Here is a 12,775-nt window from a genome sequence, read left to right as displayed (position 1 = left end):
TCTCAGCGCTCGCCGCGGCGGTAGGGCTGCATCAACGCCTGCGGAACGCGGGCGCGGCGGGCCATGACGGCAAGCGCGGCAATGGAGAGAATATAGGGCGTCATCAGGAAGAGCTGATAGGGCACAAGCCCGCTCAGCACGGTTTGCAGCCGAAGCTGAAAGGCATCGAAGAAGGCGAAGAGCAGGGCGCCGAAAAGCGCGCGGCCCGGCCGCCAGGAGGCGAAGACGACGAGCGCAATGCAGATCCAGCCGCGCCCCTGCACCATGGTCGGGAAGAAGCTGTTGAATGCCGACAAGGTCAGGAAAGCGCCGCCCATTCCCATCAGCGCGCTGCCGGCGATGACCGCGCCGTAACGCACCTTCATCGGATTGACGCCCTGGGCTTCCGCCGCATGCGGGTTCTCTCCGGTCATGCGGATCGCAAGCCCCACGGGCGTGCGGAAGATGATATAGGCCATCAACAGGGCGATCAGGATCGCAATGTAGGTCGGCGCCGTCTGCGTGAAGAAGGCCGGGCCGATGAAAGGCAGCGTCGAGAGGCCGGGAATGGCGATCGACTGGAACGGCACGATGGTGGGCGGCGTATTGGCAAGCGGCACGATCAGCCGGAACACATAGTAGCTGAAACTCGACGCAAAGAGCGTGACGCCGAGACCGGCGACATGCTGCGAGAGGCCGAGCGTCGCCGTCAGCCCCGCATGCAGCAGGCCGAAGACGCCGCCCGCGACCGCGGCAATCAGCAGGCCGGTCCAGAGATCGGCGCCGTGATAGACGGATAGCCAGCCGATCATCGCCCCAAAGGTCATGATGCCTTCGATGCCGAGATTGAGCACACCCGCCCGTTCGCACAGAAGAGCGCCGAGCGTGCCGAAAATCAGCGGCGTGGCGATCCGCAGGATTGCCGCCCAGAGCCCGGCGGAGGCGATGATATCGAACAGCTGCATCATCGCCGAATCCTGTACTGAGTGAAGAACAACGCGATCAGCATCGTCAGCAGCGACAGCGCCACCGTGACGTCGGCGATATAGGTCGGGATGCCGAGGCCCCGGCTCATGCCGTCCGCGCCCACGAACATGGTGGCGGTGAAAATAGCGGCGAAGACGACGCCCAGCGGATTGAGGTTGGCGAGCATGGCGACGACGATGCCGGCATAGCCGAAACCGGGCGACAGATCGGTCGTCACGTAACCCTTGACACCCATCACCTCGATCGCGCCTGCGAGCCCCGCGAGCCCGCCCGAGAGGCAGGCGACCTTCACCAGCGTTCTGCCGAGCGGCACGCCTGCGAAAACAGCGCCGGCAGGATTGAGGCCCGCGGCGCGGGACTGCATGCCGAAGACGGTGCGGGACTGGACGAAATGGACGACGACGGCAAGAGCGATCGCGATCGCAAAGCCGATATGCAGGCGCGAGCGGGCGATCAGCTTCGGCAACATGGCGTGATCGCTGACGGATTGGGACTGCGGCCAGCCGAAGGCAAGCGGATCCTTGAGAACCCCGTCGATCAGCATCGACACGAAAAGCACGGCGATGAAGTTCAGGAGCAGGCTGGTGACGACCTCGTCGACGGAAAAGCGCAGCCTGAGCCACAGCGGAACCAGGATCAGCACCATGCCGGCGATGGCGCCGATCAGCAGCAGGAGCGGGATGAGGATGGGCGCGGGAAGATTGCCCAGCAGTTTCGAACTTGCCGCCGCAACGGCGATGGCGCCGAGATAGAACTGACCCTCGGCGCCGATATTCCAGAGCCGCGCCCGGAAGGCGACGGCGGCGGCAAGCCCGGTCAGCATCAGCGGCGTCGCCCGCGTCAGCGTTTCGGTCGCCGACAGCCGCGAGCCGAAGGCGCCGGTCAGGATGCGCCAATAGGCATCGAGGACAGGCGCACCGGCGATCGAGATCAGGATGCCCGCCAGCGCCAGTGCTGCAATGACGGCGACGACAGGCGTGAATATCAGCAGGGAAAGCGGGCGGTGCTCGCGGCGCTCAAATCGCATGATCGGCCTCTGGGGTTTCCTGCCATTCGCCGGCCATCATCAGCCCCAGCCTGCGGGCGTCGGCGCCGTCGGCGTCGACCGGCGGCGACAGGCGACCGCCGACGATCGCCTGGATACGGTCGGCAAGCGCGATCACTTCGTCGAGATCCTCCGAGATCAGCAGCACGGCGGTCCCCTGTCGGCGGGCGTCGAGCAGGCGCGCGTGCACGGCGGCGACGGCACCTTCGTCGAGACCGCGGGCGGGCTGTGCGGCAATCAGAATGCGCGGCCGCCGATAGAGGCTGCGCCCGAGGATCAGCTTCTGCATATTGCCGCCGGAAAGCAGCCGGGTGCGGATGGCCGGGTCGCCGCCGCGAACGTCGAACCCGTCGATGATTTCCCTTGCGAAGGCCATGCCGGCCTTGCGGTCGACGAAACCACGGCGCGAGAAAGCCGGCGAGGCGATACGCTCCAGCACGGCGTTTTCCCAGATCGCCATTTCTACGATCACGCCTTCATGGTTGCGATCTTCCGGAATACGGCCGATGCCGGCTTCGACGACATCGGCGACACCGAGATGACCGACTGTTTCCCCGAACAGCTTGAGGTCGCCGCCGCTGCGCGCCAGCGTGCCGGACAGAAGATGCGCCAACGCCGCCTGGCCATTGCCCGAAACGCCGATGATGCCGAGGATCTCGCCCTGGTGCAGCCGGAAGCTGATCGATTTCAGCCGATCGACGCCGCCGGTGCGCGCCGTCACGCCGTCCGCTTCGAGGGCAACGGCCCCGGGTGTCGATGGCTCGCGCACAGGCCGCGTCACGCGGCGCCCGACCATCAGTTCGGCGAGTTCCGCCTTGCTGGTGTCCGATGCCCTGCGTTCGGCGACCATCTTGCCACCACGCAGGACCACGATGCGGTCGGCCGCAGCCATCACCTCGTCGAGCTTGTGCGAGATGAAGATCAGCGACAGGCCCTGGCGGGCCATTTCCTTCAGTGTCGTGAACAGCCGCTCGGCCTCGATATTGGTCAGCACCGCCGTCGGCTCGTCGAGGATCAGGATGCGGGCATCGTTATAAAGCGCCTTGAGGATTTCCACCCGCTGCTGCTCGCCGACCGACAAGTCGCCAAGACGGGCATCCGGATCGACCGTGAGGCCGAAGCGCTCGGAAATCGCCAGGAGCTTCTTGCGCGCCGCCGATGTTGCCGAACGCCAGGACCACAGTCCCTCCGTGCCGGTCATGACATTTTCAAGCACCGTCAGATTGGGCGCCAGCGAGAAATGCTGGTGCACCATGCCGACCCCGGCGCGGATCGCTGCGCGTGGTTTTCCCGGCGGCACCTCCGCGCCCTCGATCAGAATTCGGCCGGCATCCGGCATGTAGTGGCCGAAAAGAATGCTCATCAGCGTGGTCTTGCCCGCACCATTTTCGCCGAGCAGGGCCACGATCTCGCCCTTCGCGAGCGCCATGGAAATATCGTCATTAGCGAGATTGTCGCCAAAGCGTTTGCTGACACCGATAATTTCCAGAACGGGCCCGGTCATGACGGCAATCCCGCCACCGGAAACCGGTGCTGCCATCGCCCCTCGGCCTCCAGGCGTGCGGCGAGCGACAGCAGGCGTGGCTCGTGGCTCATCGGCGCCATAAGCTGCACCGGCAGCGGCATGGCCTGTTGATCCTGTCCGAAAGGGAGCGTCAAAGCAGGAAAACCCGAAATATTGGCGAGGCAGGCAAGCGGCGCGAATGCCGCCATGCGTTCGAGATGCAGATCCGTGTCGGCATGATCGGATGGAAAGGAGCCGATCGCAAGCGGCGCGGAAGCAAGCATCGGCATCACGATGCAATCGACCCTGTCGAACAGCGCCCAGAGACGATGGCTCACCAGAACGGCATCGTTCAGCGTGTTCCAGAGCTTGGCGGCCGAAAGCGCCCGTCCTCGCGCCGCGAAAGCCTGCGTGAGAGACTCGGCCCTGCTTTCCTCAAGAGCCGCCATCTCGATGAGCGCGGCGAGGTTGACGGAAACGATATCGGCAAAGGCGCGGCCGCTGGCGGCGACGCTCCACTCGAACTCGGCCCGGGCCAGTGGAACGACCTCGTGTCCGTCGCTCTCGAGCGCACGCGCCGCGTCCTCGACGGCGGCGAGCCGATCGCTCTCGGTCGGATAGGCCGGCCCGGTATCGGTTAGCAGGCCGATGCGCAGACGGCCGTTGTCGATATCGGCAGGGGAGGGATCCGCAACAGGTCCGCGCGCATGACCGCTCAGCCTGTTGAAGATCAGCGCCGTATCGCGCACCGAACGGCAGACCGCCAATTCGCTCGCGATGCCGGCGAGGTGGTTGCCGAAGGATGGCCCGCCTGGCATGGCGCCGCGCGTCGGCTTCAGTCCGACAAGGCCACAACAGGCGGCCGGCACACGGATCGAGCCGCCGGCGTCGGTGGCATGGGCAATCGCGACGATCCCGGCCGCGACCGCTGCGGCCGCACCGCCGGAGGAACCGCCGGCGGTGCGGGCCGGATCGAGCGGATTGCGGCAGATGAGGCCGGTCGCCGGTTCGCTGGCGAGCGAAAGGCCGAATTCCGGGCTCGTCGTCAGACCGAACAGGCAGAAGCCGGCATCGCGGAACCGGGAAGCGAGATCGGAATCAGCTTGGCCGCCCTTTCGTTCGAAGAGGCGGGAACCAGCCGTCACCGGCAGCCCGGCAAAGGGACCGCCAAGATCTTTCGCCAAGGTCGGCACGCCAGCAAAGGGTCGGGCGGCAAAGTCGCCGGGCGCGCTCTGCCGCTCGCGCTCGCTGGCGTGTGCAGCGGCGCGACCCATGGCGGCATCGAGATAGGCGATCGCTCCAAGCGACTCATGCCGTGCAGCTCTCTTGAGAGAGGTCTGCATCGCTTCCGCAGCGCTCAGGCTGCCATGCCTTATCGCTGCCGCCAGTTCCGTCGCGTCGCCCTGCATGAGCCGATTACTTCGGCTCGTCCATCATCTTCGGAACCTCGAAGGTGCCGGCCTTGATCTCGGCGCGCTTGGCTTCCATCGCGGCCTCCGCTTCGGCGGGCGCGACGCCCTTGACGAAGACGATATCGCTGCCGCCTTCCTTCATCAGGCCGTAGGACGTGTAGTTCCGGCCGACCGGTTTTCCGGCGGCGACATCGGCGATCGCGGCATTCAGGATCGGGCGGAAGTACCACATGGCGTTGGCGAACACCGTATCCGGATAGCGCGGCGTGTAATCGATCAGCGAGCCGATCGACTTGATGCCGCGTTCCTTGGCGGCGTCGGCCGTGCCGATACGCTCGCCGAACAGGATGTCGGCGCCGGCGTCGATCTGGGCAAGACCGGCTTCGCGGGCCTTCGGCGGATCGAAGAAGGTGCCGATGAACGAGACGAGGTGTTTTGCATCCGGGTTGACGGCCTTGACCCCCGCGGCGAAGGCGTTGATCAGCATGTTGACCTCGGGGATCGGAATGGCGCCGACCGAACCGACGACATTCGACTTGGTCATCTTGCCCGCCAGCATGCCGGCCAGATAGGCGCCGTCATAGTTCCAGGTGCCGAAGACACCGAAATTGTCGCCGGCCTGCTCGCCGCTCGAACCCAGCACGAAAGCCGTATCGGGATAGTCGGCCGCGACCTGCCGGGCCTCCTTCTCCACGGCATAGGCCTCGCCGATGATCAGCTTGTTGCCCTGTTCGGCATATTCGCGCATGGCGCGGGGATAATCGGTGCCGGAGACGCCTTCGGAGAAGACATATTCGATGACGCCGTCCTTGGCCGCGTCCTGAAGGGCCTTGTGAAGACAGGAATTCCAGGCATTTTCGACCGGCGAGGCATGAATGCCCGCAACTTTCAACGGGGCAGCAGCCCTTGCGAGCGGGGCGAGGCCGCTGACGCCAAGCGCAATGCCCGATGCGATGACTGCCCGGCGTGAAATCAGGATGTCTTTGGTCATTGATTGCTCCCCTTTTTTTACCATTTGGTTCAAAAATCATAGCAACGCCCAAAAATGTGTCAAGCAAGGATTGAGCTTAAAAATCAGGCTGATCGACCGCCACGACCTGGCTGAAAGAACGAGATATGGCAGGGCTGCACGCCCGGCGCCGCCGAGCTCCTGGGGCCGAATCTGCAGGGCTTGGCGCGACGACTCCGGCAGGCTATGCATAGAACTATTGGGTTGGGGAAATTGAAATGGGTGAAGAAGAACACGCCTCGCGGCGGCCGATCGCGAGCCGGTCGTCGTCCTGGCCGATCGCGCTCGTCCGCCGCCTTCTCGTGCTGTTCGTCCGGATCATGGTCGGCGCCCGAAGCGAGTGGCGGGGCTGTACGCCCGACCCCCGCCGCCGCATCTATTTCGCCAATCACAACAGCCATGTCGATACCGTTGCCGTCATGGCTGCCCTGCCGTGGCCGGTGCGGCGGCTGACCCACCCGGTTGCGGCGCGCGATTACTGGGGAACGAGCGCTTTTCGGCGTTTCATTGCCGAGAAAGGCCTGCGCGCCGTCCTGATAGACCGCAAGCCTCTGCCCGACAGCAATCCGCTAGAGCCGGTCGAGCGCCTGCTCGAGGAGGGGCGCTCGGTCCTGATCTTCCCGGAAGGCACGAGAAGCGCCAGCGAGGATATCGCTCCTTTCCGCAGTGGCATCTATCGCCTTGCCTGCCGTTTCCCCGATGTCGATCTCGTGCCGATCCACCTCGACAATCTTCAGCGCATCCTGCCGAAGGGAAGCTGGCTCATCGTACCGATCACCTGCACGGCGCGCTTCGGCAAGCCGCTGCGCGTCGAACCGGGCGAAGGAAAGGACGCGTTCCTGGCCCGCGCCCGTGCGGCAGTCATCGAGCTAGCGGACGGAAAGCACATCGCATGACCAGCTTTTTCTCCATCGTGCTTGCCGCAATCCTCGGCCTGCTGGCGGTCGCCTCGGCCATCGGCTTCATCCTTCAACGGCGCGCGACCGAGCCCGGCTCCGTCGCGACCGTCCACAATCTCAATGCCCGAATCCGCTCCTGGTGGATCATGGTGGCGATATTCGGCGGCGCGATCCTGCTCGGCGATACCGCGGTGGTCGTCCTCTTCGCATTCCTGTCCTTCATGGCGCTTCGCGAATTCTGGACGCTGACGCCATCGCGACGCGGCGACCATCTGGCGCTGTTCCTGTCCTTCTTCGTCGTCCTGCCGGTGCACTACGTGCTGCTCGGGACACTCTGGTACGGCCTCTTTGCGATCTTCATTCCCGTCTATGCCTTCCTGATCCTGCCGGCGGTGGCGACTTTGACGGGCGACGTCAACGAATTCCTGGCGCGCACCGCCAGGGTGCAATGGGGATTGATGCTGACGGTCTATTCGATCAGCCATGCTCCCGCACTTCTGATGCTGCAGACCGGCACGCCCTCGGCCCTCCTCCTCGTCTATCTCGTCATCGTCGTGCAGCTCAGCGACGTCTTCCAATATGTCTGGGGCAAGCTTCTGGGAAAACACCGCTTCTCGCCGAACATCAGCCCCTCGAAGACGCTCGAAGGCCTCTTTGGCGGCGGCGCCTCGGCCATCCTTGTCGGAACGCTGCTCTATCGCCTGACGCCGTTCTCGCCTCTGCAAGCCGCAGCCATCAGCACCGTCATCGTCGTCGCGGGCTTCTTCGGCGGTTTCGTGCTCTCGGCGATCAAGCGCGACCTCAACGCCAAGGACTGGGGCTATGTGATCGAGGGTCACGGCGGCGTGCTCGACCGCCTGGACTCCATCACCTTTGCCGCGCCACTGTTCTTCCACATCGTCCGCTACTGGTACACCGTCTGAGGCGAATATCCGGAGGCTGCGGCCGATCGTTCAATGCCGACCGATGTCTTCCAGGCTCTCGAACAGCCGGCGCTGAACATCCCGCTCCTGCCTGCCGATGGCCGTCATCAACTGGCCCATCGTTCCCCGCAGGCCGTGCAATTCGTCCACCAGCTCCATGACGATATCGACGCCGGCTTCGTTGACGCCCATGTTTCCCATGAGGTCCAGGATTAGCCGGGCACGCGCGACGTCGGCGTCGCGAAATTGCCGTTGCCCGCCCGATGTCTCGGGGATCAGCCAACCCTGTTCGATCCAGAGGTCGAGCTGGTCGATGTCGATTTTCAAGTAAAGACGGAATTCGAGATCATCCATGATCAGGTCTCCATGTTCTTCCTCGGATCGTGTGGATTTGCCGCCGCCCATTCCTTCACCAGTAACGTCAACCGTTCGTCGGGATTGTCGGGCAGCACGATCTTCAAAGTGACATAGACGTCGCCGTGACCGCCGCCACGTTTGGCAGCACCTTTGCCCTTGAGACGCAGGACCTTGCCTGTATTCGAGTGCGGGGGCAGTGTCAGGTTGACCGGTCCCGAAGGCGTGGGCGCCCGGACCTTGCCGCCGAGCACGGCTTCATCGAGCGAAATCGGCAATTCCAAGCGGATATCGTCGCCATCGCGGGTGAAGAAGCGGTGAGGGCTCACGCGGATTTCGATGAGCGCATCGCCCGGCGGCCCGCCGCCAATGCCCGGCTCGCCCTTGCCGCGCAGCCGCAAGGTCTGGCCGTCGCGGGTGCCGGGCGGGATCTGCACGTCGAGCTGCGGCCCGCCCGGCAGCTTGATCTCGGTTCTGGTGCCGTTGACGGCCTCGAGAAAGTCGACCTCCAACGAGAAACGCCGGTCCTGGCCTTGGCTGCGCATCCTGCCGCTGCCGGAACGGCGCGAAAAGAAATTGGCAAAGGAATCGCTGGCATCGCCGAAATCGGCAAAGCCGGAACTGTTGTGATAGGGATTGTCGGCGCCGCTCGCCGAGGCATAGTCGCGGTAATAGCTGCGCTGCGCCCGTTCGGCGCCCGTCATGTCGATCTCGCCGCGGTCGAAGCGGCCACGCTTTTCCTCATCGCTCAAGATCTCGTAAGCGGTCGAAATTACCTTGAACCGTTCCTCCGCGTGTTTGTCGCCAGGGTTGAGGTCGGGGTGCAGTTTCTTGGCGAGCTTGCGGAAGGCGCTTTGAATGTCTTTTTGCGTCGCATCCCGCTTCACGCCCAGAAGCTCATAGGGATCCTGGCTCATGCATATCTCCAGTCAGGGCAGTCGATACTGCCGGTTGGCTTGGGAAAGATATAGGTTCTCAAACCGCCGCCGGGGAGGGGAGGCGGCGGAAGGTCAGAGTGACGCCTCGTCTTCCGCTTGAGACGTCAAGCGTTCGGCGTGATCGGGCCGCCGGTCGATGAGAACCGAGCATCCGGCGTGACGCACGACCTTCTCGACGATCGAGGAGAAGACGTAGTCGGTAATATCGCTGACATGCGATGACAGCAGGATGAGATCGGCCGAGGTCTCCCTGGCGACTGCGACCAGCGCGGAAGCGGCAACACCGATACGGACCTCGATCCTTGCCGGAATGCCGAGCTCCTTGCAGAGGGCTGCCAGTTTCTTTTCGGCATCGACGATGGCGGTCGTTTCGAATGGCTCGGGAAGCTCCGTCAGGTGACGATGCGGGATATTCTCGATGACATGCGTGACAACGATGCTGCCGCCGTCATCCACAAGTGCTGCAGCCCGGCGCAGAAGACGGTTTGCCGTTTGCCGGGAACCCATGCCGATGCCGCAGATGATCGTCCGATACATTGATTCGATATCCCCCAATGCGAAAGCTCGTACCCATCGTAGCCGCCGTCGACCGTCCCTGCTTTGACCGATATCAAGCAGAAATGCCGCGATATCGCAACGTCGCCCCCAGGACGTGGTCCTCTGTTCAGGATGAGCTTCGGGGCGGAACGTCGCAGTTGACGGCCCGGCCATCGGCAATAGCTTTAGCGGCATGTCGTCCATCATTGAGGTTCACATGCCGAATATCGCAATTATCGGATCGGGCGCGATGGGAAGCGCCGTCGCCAAACGGCTGATCGACCATGGCGCCGTGGTGCTGACTTATCTCGAGGGCAGGAGCGAGCCGACGATAGCGCGGGCAAAGGCGGCCGGCATGGTGCCGGTCGGCCGCCAGGAACTGGCGAAGGCCGAACTGATCCTGTCGATCGTTCCGCCGGCGGAAGCGCTCAATGTTGCCGAATTCGTCGCGGAGATATCGTCGGGGCTATCGGCGCCCGCGCCCTTCATCGACCTCAACGCCATTGCGCCGAAAACCATGCAGGCGCTGGCGGCACGGTTCGCAGGCAGCGGCGCGGAGGTGCTCGATGGCGCCATCATCGGCGGGCCACCGGTTGCCGGAAGATCAGGTCCGACCGTCTATGTCAGCGGCGATGGTGCTGAGCGAAGCAGGCTGCTCGAAGATTGCGGCTTGCGGATCCGCAGGCTCGACGGGCCGCTCGGCGCGGCTTCGGCGCTGAAGATGTGTTATGCCGGCATCAACAAGGGATTTATCGGCCTCGGCGCTTCGATGCTGCTTGCCGCATCCCGCTCAGGCGCTGCCGAAAGCCTGAAGGCCGAACTCGCCGAAAGCCTCCCCGACGTCGACCGCAAGCTGTCGAAATCGATTCCCGACATGTATCCGAAAGCCTATCGCTGGGTCGCCGAAATGCAGGAGATCGCGGACTTCCTCGGAGAGGATGATCCGGCGGCAACGATCTTCCGGGGCATGGCGAGTGTTTTCTCCAGGCTGGCGGAGGATGTGGAGGGCAGCCGCGCGCTCGTCGCACAGTTGGACGACATCCTCGCGCCTCCGGAAACAGGCAGCTGACAACATCGCTTTTCGCCGCCGGCGTGCGGCCGGTTCAACCGACGCCTATATCTTCGCGAAATCCTCGACCTGTGCCCTGATCGCGACTTCGGTCGGCAGCCGCTCCATCGAGCTTGCGCCGTAAAAACCGTTGCAGTCCTTGCAACGGGCGAGCACATAGGCCGCATCCGCGGGCATGGCGATCGGCCCGCCGTGGCAAAGCACGATGACGTCGTCGCGTACCGATCTTGCGGCATCCGACCACGCGGTGATCTTTTCCACGCAGCCGTCGAGCGTCAGCGCCGTTTCGGCGCCGATCGCGCCCCCGGTGGTCAAGCCGAGATGGCAGACGACGATGTCGGCACCCGCCTTGGTCATGGCAACCGCGTCGTCGCTGCTGAAGACGTAAGGGGTCGTCAGCATGTCCTTGGCGTGAGCGCGGGCGATGATGTCGATCTCCAGATCGAAACCCATGCCGGTCTCCTCGAGATTGGCGCGGAAGGTGCCGTCGATCAGCCCGACCGTGGGAAAGTTCTGGATGCCGGCAAAACCCATTGCCTTCAGCTCGTCGAGGAAGTGATCGGGCAGCATGAAGGGATCGGTGCCGTTGACGCCGGCAAGCACCGGCGTATGGCGCACGACCGGCAGCACTTCGCGGCCCATCTCCTTGACGATCTCGTTGGCATTGCCATAGGCGAGCAGACCGGCGAGCGAGCCGCGCCCGGCCATGCGGTAACGGCCGGAATTATAGATCACGATCAGGTCGATGCCGCCGGCTTCCTCGCTCTTGGCGGAAAGGCCGGTGCCGGCGCCGCCGCCGATGATCGGCCGGCCTTCGGCGATCTTGCGGCGAAGCTTCTTCAATATGTCGTTTCTGTCGATACGGGTCAAAACTCTCTCCTCAGGCATGGATCTCGTGGAAGCTCGCGACGAGCGCGGCGGCAAATTCCGGGCTGTTGATATGGGCATCGATCTCGACGAGACGCTTGTTCGGCGCATCGCGCCAACCGGTGCGGATGGCGGAAAACAGCGCCGCGTCGGCCTCGGGATCGTGGAACGGCTGGCCGGCGGCGTCGATTGCCGAAACGCCCTGAAGCGGCAGCAGGAAGCGGACCGGGCCTTGCATCCGGTTGAGCCGTTCGACGATGAAGGCGCCGATCCGGCTGTTTTCTTCCGGCGTGGTGCGCATCAGTGTCACCTGCGCATTGTGGACGTGGAGCTTGCGGTCGCGGAAGGCTGCCGGCACCGTTTCCCGCGCTCCGAAATTCACCATGTCGACGGCGCCGACCGAGCCGACATAGGGCAGGCCGGTGCGGATGATGGCGCCGAAGCGATCCTCTGTCGCCGGAAAGACACCGCCGACAAGGAGATCGGGAACCTCCGTCGTCGTCACATCGATCACGCCCTGCAGCAGGCCGGAATCGGCAAGCTTCTCCATCGACTGGCCGCCGACGCCTGTGGCATGAAAGACGTAGATTTCATGCGTCTCGCCGAGCATCTCGCGAACCTGGGTGACGCAGGAAGTGGTGACGCCGAACATGGTCATGCCGATGCCCGGCCGGTCGTCCATCGAGGCGGGAATGGGGTTGCGGGCCATGCCGGCCGCCGCATTGGCGGCATTGCCGATCACCTTGCGCGAGATCGCGTTCAGGCCGGCGACGTCGACGACCGAATACATCATCGTGAGGTCGTTCGGTCCGACATAGGGCGCCACATTGCCTGAAGCGACCGTCGAAACCATCAGTTTCGGCAGGCCGATGGGGAGCGCCCGCATCGCCTCCGTGACAAGCGCGGTGTTGCCGGTTCCGCCGAGGCCGAGCACGGCGCCGATATCGTCACGCGATTTCAGGAACGCCGTCAGCGCCTTGGCCATGGCAGAGACCGCCGTTCCGCGATCGGTCTGCCCGAGCACGGCCGCGGCACCCCCAGGATAAAATTCGGTGACGTCGCGTGCACGGATATCGGCGCCGGCGCCGTCCCCGAGCGTACCGACATCAACCAGTAAGGCATCGGCTCCAGCCGCAAGAACCACCTCCTTGGCGTAGCTCAGTTCTGCTCCCTTGGTGTCGCACGTGCCGACGATATAGACCTTTCCCATTGGTTTTCCTCCTCTTTTTGAGCCGTTTTCCGCTTATTTTCT

At 64.1% G+C, this 12,775-nt stretch carries 13 protein-coding genes; 3 read left to right on the top strand and 10 right to left on the bottom strand.

Translation table 11 applies throughout. From position 1 onward, the window contains the following. Window positions 1-2: 2 nt before the first annotated feature. The 5 genes from GGD57_RS18950 to GGD57_RS18930 are packed head-to-tail and all read right to left on the bottom strand — an operon-like array spanning window position 3 to window position 5,918. Window positions 3-947 carry an ABC transporter permease gene (locus GGD57_RS18950; RefSeq protein ID WP_184471838.1) on the bottom strand — a complete coding sequence of 315 codons (945 nt, stop codon included), beginning with the start codon at window positions 945-947 and terminating at the stop codon, window positions 3-5. Then, entirely contained in the window at window positions 944-1,993 is a 1,050-nt protein-coding gene (locus tag GGD57_RS18945) for an ABC transporter permease (RefSeq protein WP_184471837.1), read from the bottom strand. The genes GGD57_RS18950 and GGD57_RS18945 overlap by 4 nt, the downstream gene beginning before the upstream one ends. After that, on the bottom strand, window positions 1,983-3,515 hold the full coding sequence (locus GGD57_RS18940; RefSeq protein WP_184471941.1) for an ABC transporter ATP-binding protein: 1,533 nt from the start codon (window positions 3,513-3,515) through the stop codon (window positions 1,983-1,985). Before GGD57_RS18940 ends, GGD57_RS18945 begins: the two co-directional genes overlap by 11 nt. Further along, window positions 3,512-4,924, bottom strand: a complete 1,413-nt coding sequence (locus GGD57_RS18935; RefSeq protein ID WP_184471836.1) for an amidase — start codon at window positions 4,922-4,924, stop codon at window positions 3,512-3,514. Before GGD57_RS18935 ends, GGD57_RS18940 begins: the two co-directional genes overlap by 4 nt. 7 nt (window positions 4,925-4,931) lie before the next feature. Further along, window positions 4,932-5,918 (bottom strand): BMP family protein, encoded by a 987-nt coding sequence (locus GGD57_RS18930; protein WP_184471835.1) that lies wholly within the window; start codon window positions 5,916-5,918, stop codon window positions 4,932-4,934. Between the two features lie 236 nt (window positions 5,919-6,154). Here GGD57_RS18930 and GGD57_RS18925 point away from each other — a divergent pair, with 236 nt between their 5' ends. Together GGD57_RS18925 and GGD57_RS18920 are read left to right on the top strand one after the other, a co-directional pair. Continuing rightward, window positions 6,155-6,832, top strand: coding sequence for a lysophospholipid acyltransferase family protein (locus GGD57_RS18925; RefSeq protein ID WP_246713698.1), 678 nt, complete (start codon window positions 6,155-6,157; stop codon window positions 6,830-6,832). Beyond that, complete coding sequence (locus GGD57_RS18920; RefSeq protein WP_184471834.1) at window positions 6,829-7,758, top strand: phosphatidate cytidylyltransferase; 930 nt, start codon at window positions 6,829-6,831, stop codon at window positions 7,756-7,758. The genes GGD57_RS18925 and GGD57_RS18920 overlap by 4 nt, the downstream gene beginning before the upstream one ends. Before the next feature lie 30 nt (window positions 7,759-7,788). Here the strand turns inward: GGD57_RS18920 and GGD57_RS18915 are convergent, their stop codons facing one another. From GGD57_RS18915 to GGD57_RS18905, 3 genes are all read right to left on the bottom strand, one after another. Further along, window positions 7,789-8,112 (bottom strand): chaperone modulator CbpM, encoded by a 324-nt coding sequence (locus GGD57_RS18915; protein ID WP_184471833.1) that lies wholly within the window; start codon window positions 8,110-8,112, stop codon window positions 7,789-7,791. 2 nt (window positions 8,113-8,114) lie between these two features. Then, window positions 8,115-9,029: a DnaJ C-terminal domain-containing protein gene (locus GGD57_RS18910; RefSeq protein WP_184471832.1), complete on the bottom strand. Its 915-nt coding sequence runs from the start codon at window positions 9,027-9,029 to the stop codon at window positions 8,115-8,117. A 93-nt stretch (window positions 9,030-9,122) separates the two neighbouring features. Further along, window positions 9,123-9,587 (bottom strand): universal stress protein, encoded by a 465-nt coding sequence (locus GGD57_RS18905; RefSeq protein ID WP_184471831.1) that lies wholly within the window; start codon window positions 9,585-9,587, stop codon window positions 9,123-9,125. Between the two features lie 217 nt (window positions 9,588-9,804). On the opposite strand from GGD57_RS18905, the gene GGD57_RS18900 reads away from it, so the two are divergent. Beyond that, window positions 9,805-10,656, top strand: coding sequence for an NAD(P)-dependent oxidoreductase (locus GGD57_RS18900; protein WP_184471830.1), 852 nt, complete (start codon window positions 9,805-9,807; stop codon window positions 10,654-10,656). A gap of 45 nt (window positions 10,657-10,701) precedes the next feature. Here the strand turns inward: GGD57_RS18900 and GGD57_RS18895 are convergent, their stop codons facing one another. Both GGD57_RS18895 and GGD57_RS18890 read right to left on the bottom strand, forming a co-directional pair. Further along, on the bottom strand, window positions 10,702-11,526 hold the full coding sequence (locus GGD57_RS18895; RefSeq protein WP_210303952.1) for a phosphoenolpyruvate hydrolase family protein: 825 nt from the start codon (window positions 11,524-11,526) through the stop codon (window positions 10,702-10,704). A 10-nt stretch (window positions 11,527-11,536) separates the two neighbouring features. Further along, window positions 11,537-12,733 (bottom strand): Tm-1-like ATP-binding domain-containing protein, encoded by a 1,197-nt coding sequence (locus GGD57_RS18890; RefSeq protein ID WP_184471828.1) that lies wholly within the window; start codon window positions 12,731-12,733, stop codon window positions 11,537-11,539. Window positions 12,734-12,775 lie beyond the last annotated feature (42 nt).

Origin of the sequence: Rhizobium esperanzae (assembly GCF_014197615.1) — a bacterium.
GTDB classification, from domain to species: domain Bacteria; phylum Pseudomonadota; class Alphaproteobacteria; order Rhizobiales; family Rhizobiaceae; genus Rhizobium; species Rhizobium esperanzae_A.
The sequence above is the reverse complement of the archived record's forward strand: the minus strand, read 5'-3'. Positions and strand labels throughout refer to the sequence as shown.

What these genes read in the sequence shown, in the direction of transcription:
- GGD57_RS18945 (WP_184471837.1), bottom strand. Translation starts at nt 1,993, where the DNA reads ATGCGATTTGAGCGCCGCGAGCACCGCCCGCTTTCCCTGCTGATATTC.
- GGD57_RS18910 (WP_184471832.1), bottom strand. Translation starts at nt 9,029, where the DNA reads ATGAGCCAGGATCCCTATGAGCTTCTGGGCGTGAAGCGGGATGCGACG.
- GGD57_RS18915 (WP_184471833.1), bottom strand. Translation starts at nt 8,112, where the DNA reads ATGGATGATCTCGAATTCCGTCTTTACTTGAAAATCGACATCGACCAG.
- GGD57_RS18930 (WP_184471835.1), bottom strand. Translation starts at nt 5,918, where the DNA reads ATGACCAAAGACATCCTGATTTCACGCCGGGCAGTCATCGCATCGGGC.
- GGD57_RS18900 (WP_184471830.1), top strand. Translation starts at nt 9,805, where the DNA reads ATGCCGAATATCGCAATTATCGGATCGGGCGCGATGGGAAGCGCCGTC.
- GGD57_RS18905 (WP_184471831.1), bottom strand. Translation starts at nt 9,587, where the DNA reads ATGTATCGGACGATCATCTGCGGCATCGGCATGGGTTCCCGGCAAACG.
- GGD57_RS18935 (WP_184471836.1), bottom strand. Translation starts at nt 4,924, where the DNA reads ATGCAGGGCGACGCGACGGAACTGGCGGCAGCGATAAGGCATGGCAGC.
- GGD57_RS18890 (WP_184471828.1), bottom strand. Translation starts at nt 12,733, where the DNA reads ATGGGAAAGGTCTATATCGTCGGCACGTGCGACACCAAGGGAGCAGAA.
- GGD57_RS18940 (WP_184471941.1), bottom strand. Translation starts at nt 3,515, where the DNA reads ATGACCGGGCCCGTTCTGGAAATTATCGGTGTCAGCAAACGCTTTGGC.
- GGD57_RS18920 (WP_184471834.1), top strand. Translation starts at nt 6,829, where the DNA reads ATGACCAGCTTTTTCTCCATCGTGCTTGCCGCAATCCTCGGCCTGCTG.
- GGD57_RS18950 (WP_184471838.1), bottom strand. Translation starts at nt 947, where the DNA reads ATGATGCAGCTGTTCGATATCATCGCCTCCGCCGGGCTCTGGGCGGCA.
- GGD57_RS18925 (WP_246713698.1), top strand. Translation starts at nt 6,155, where the DNA reads ATGGGTGAAGAAGAACACGCCTCGCGGCGGCCGATCGCGAGCCGGTCG.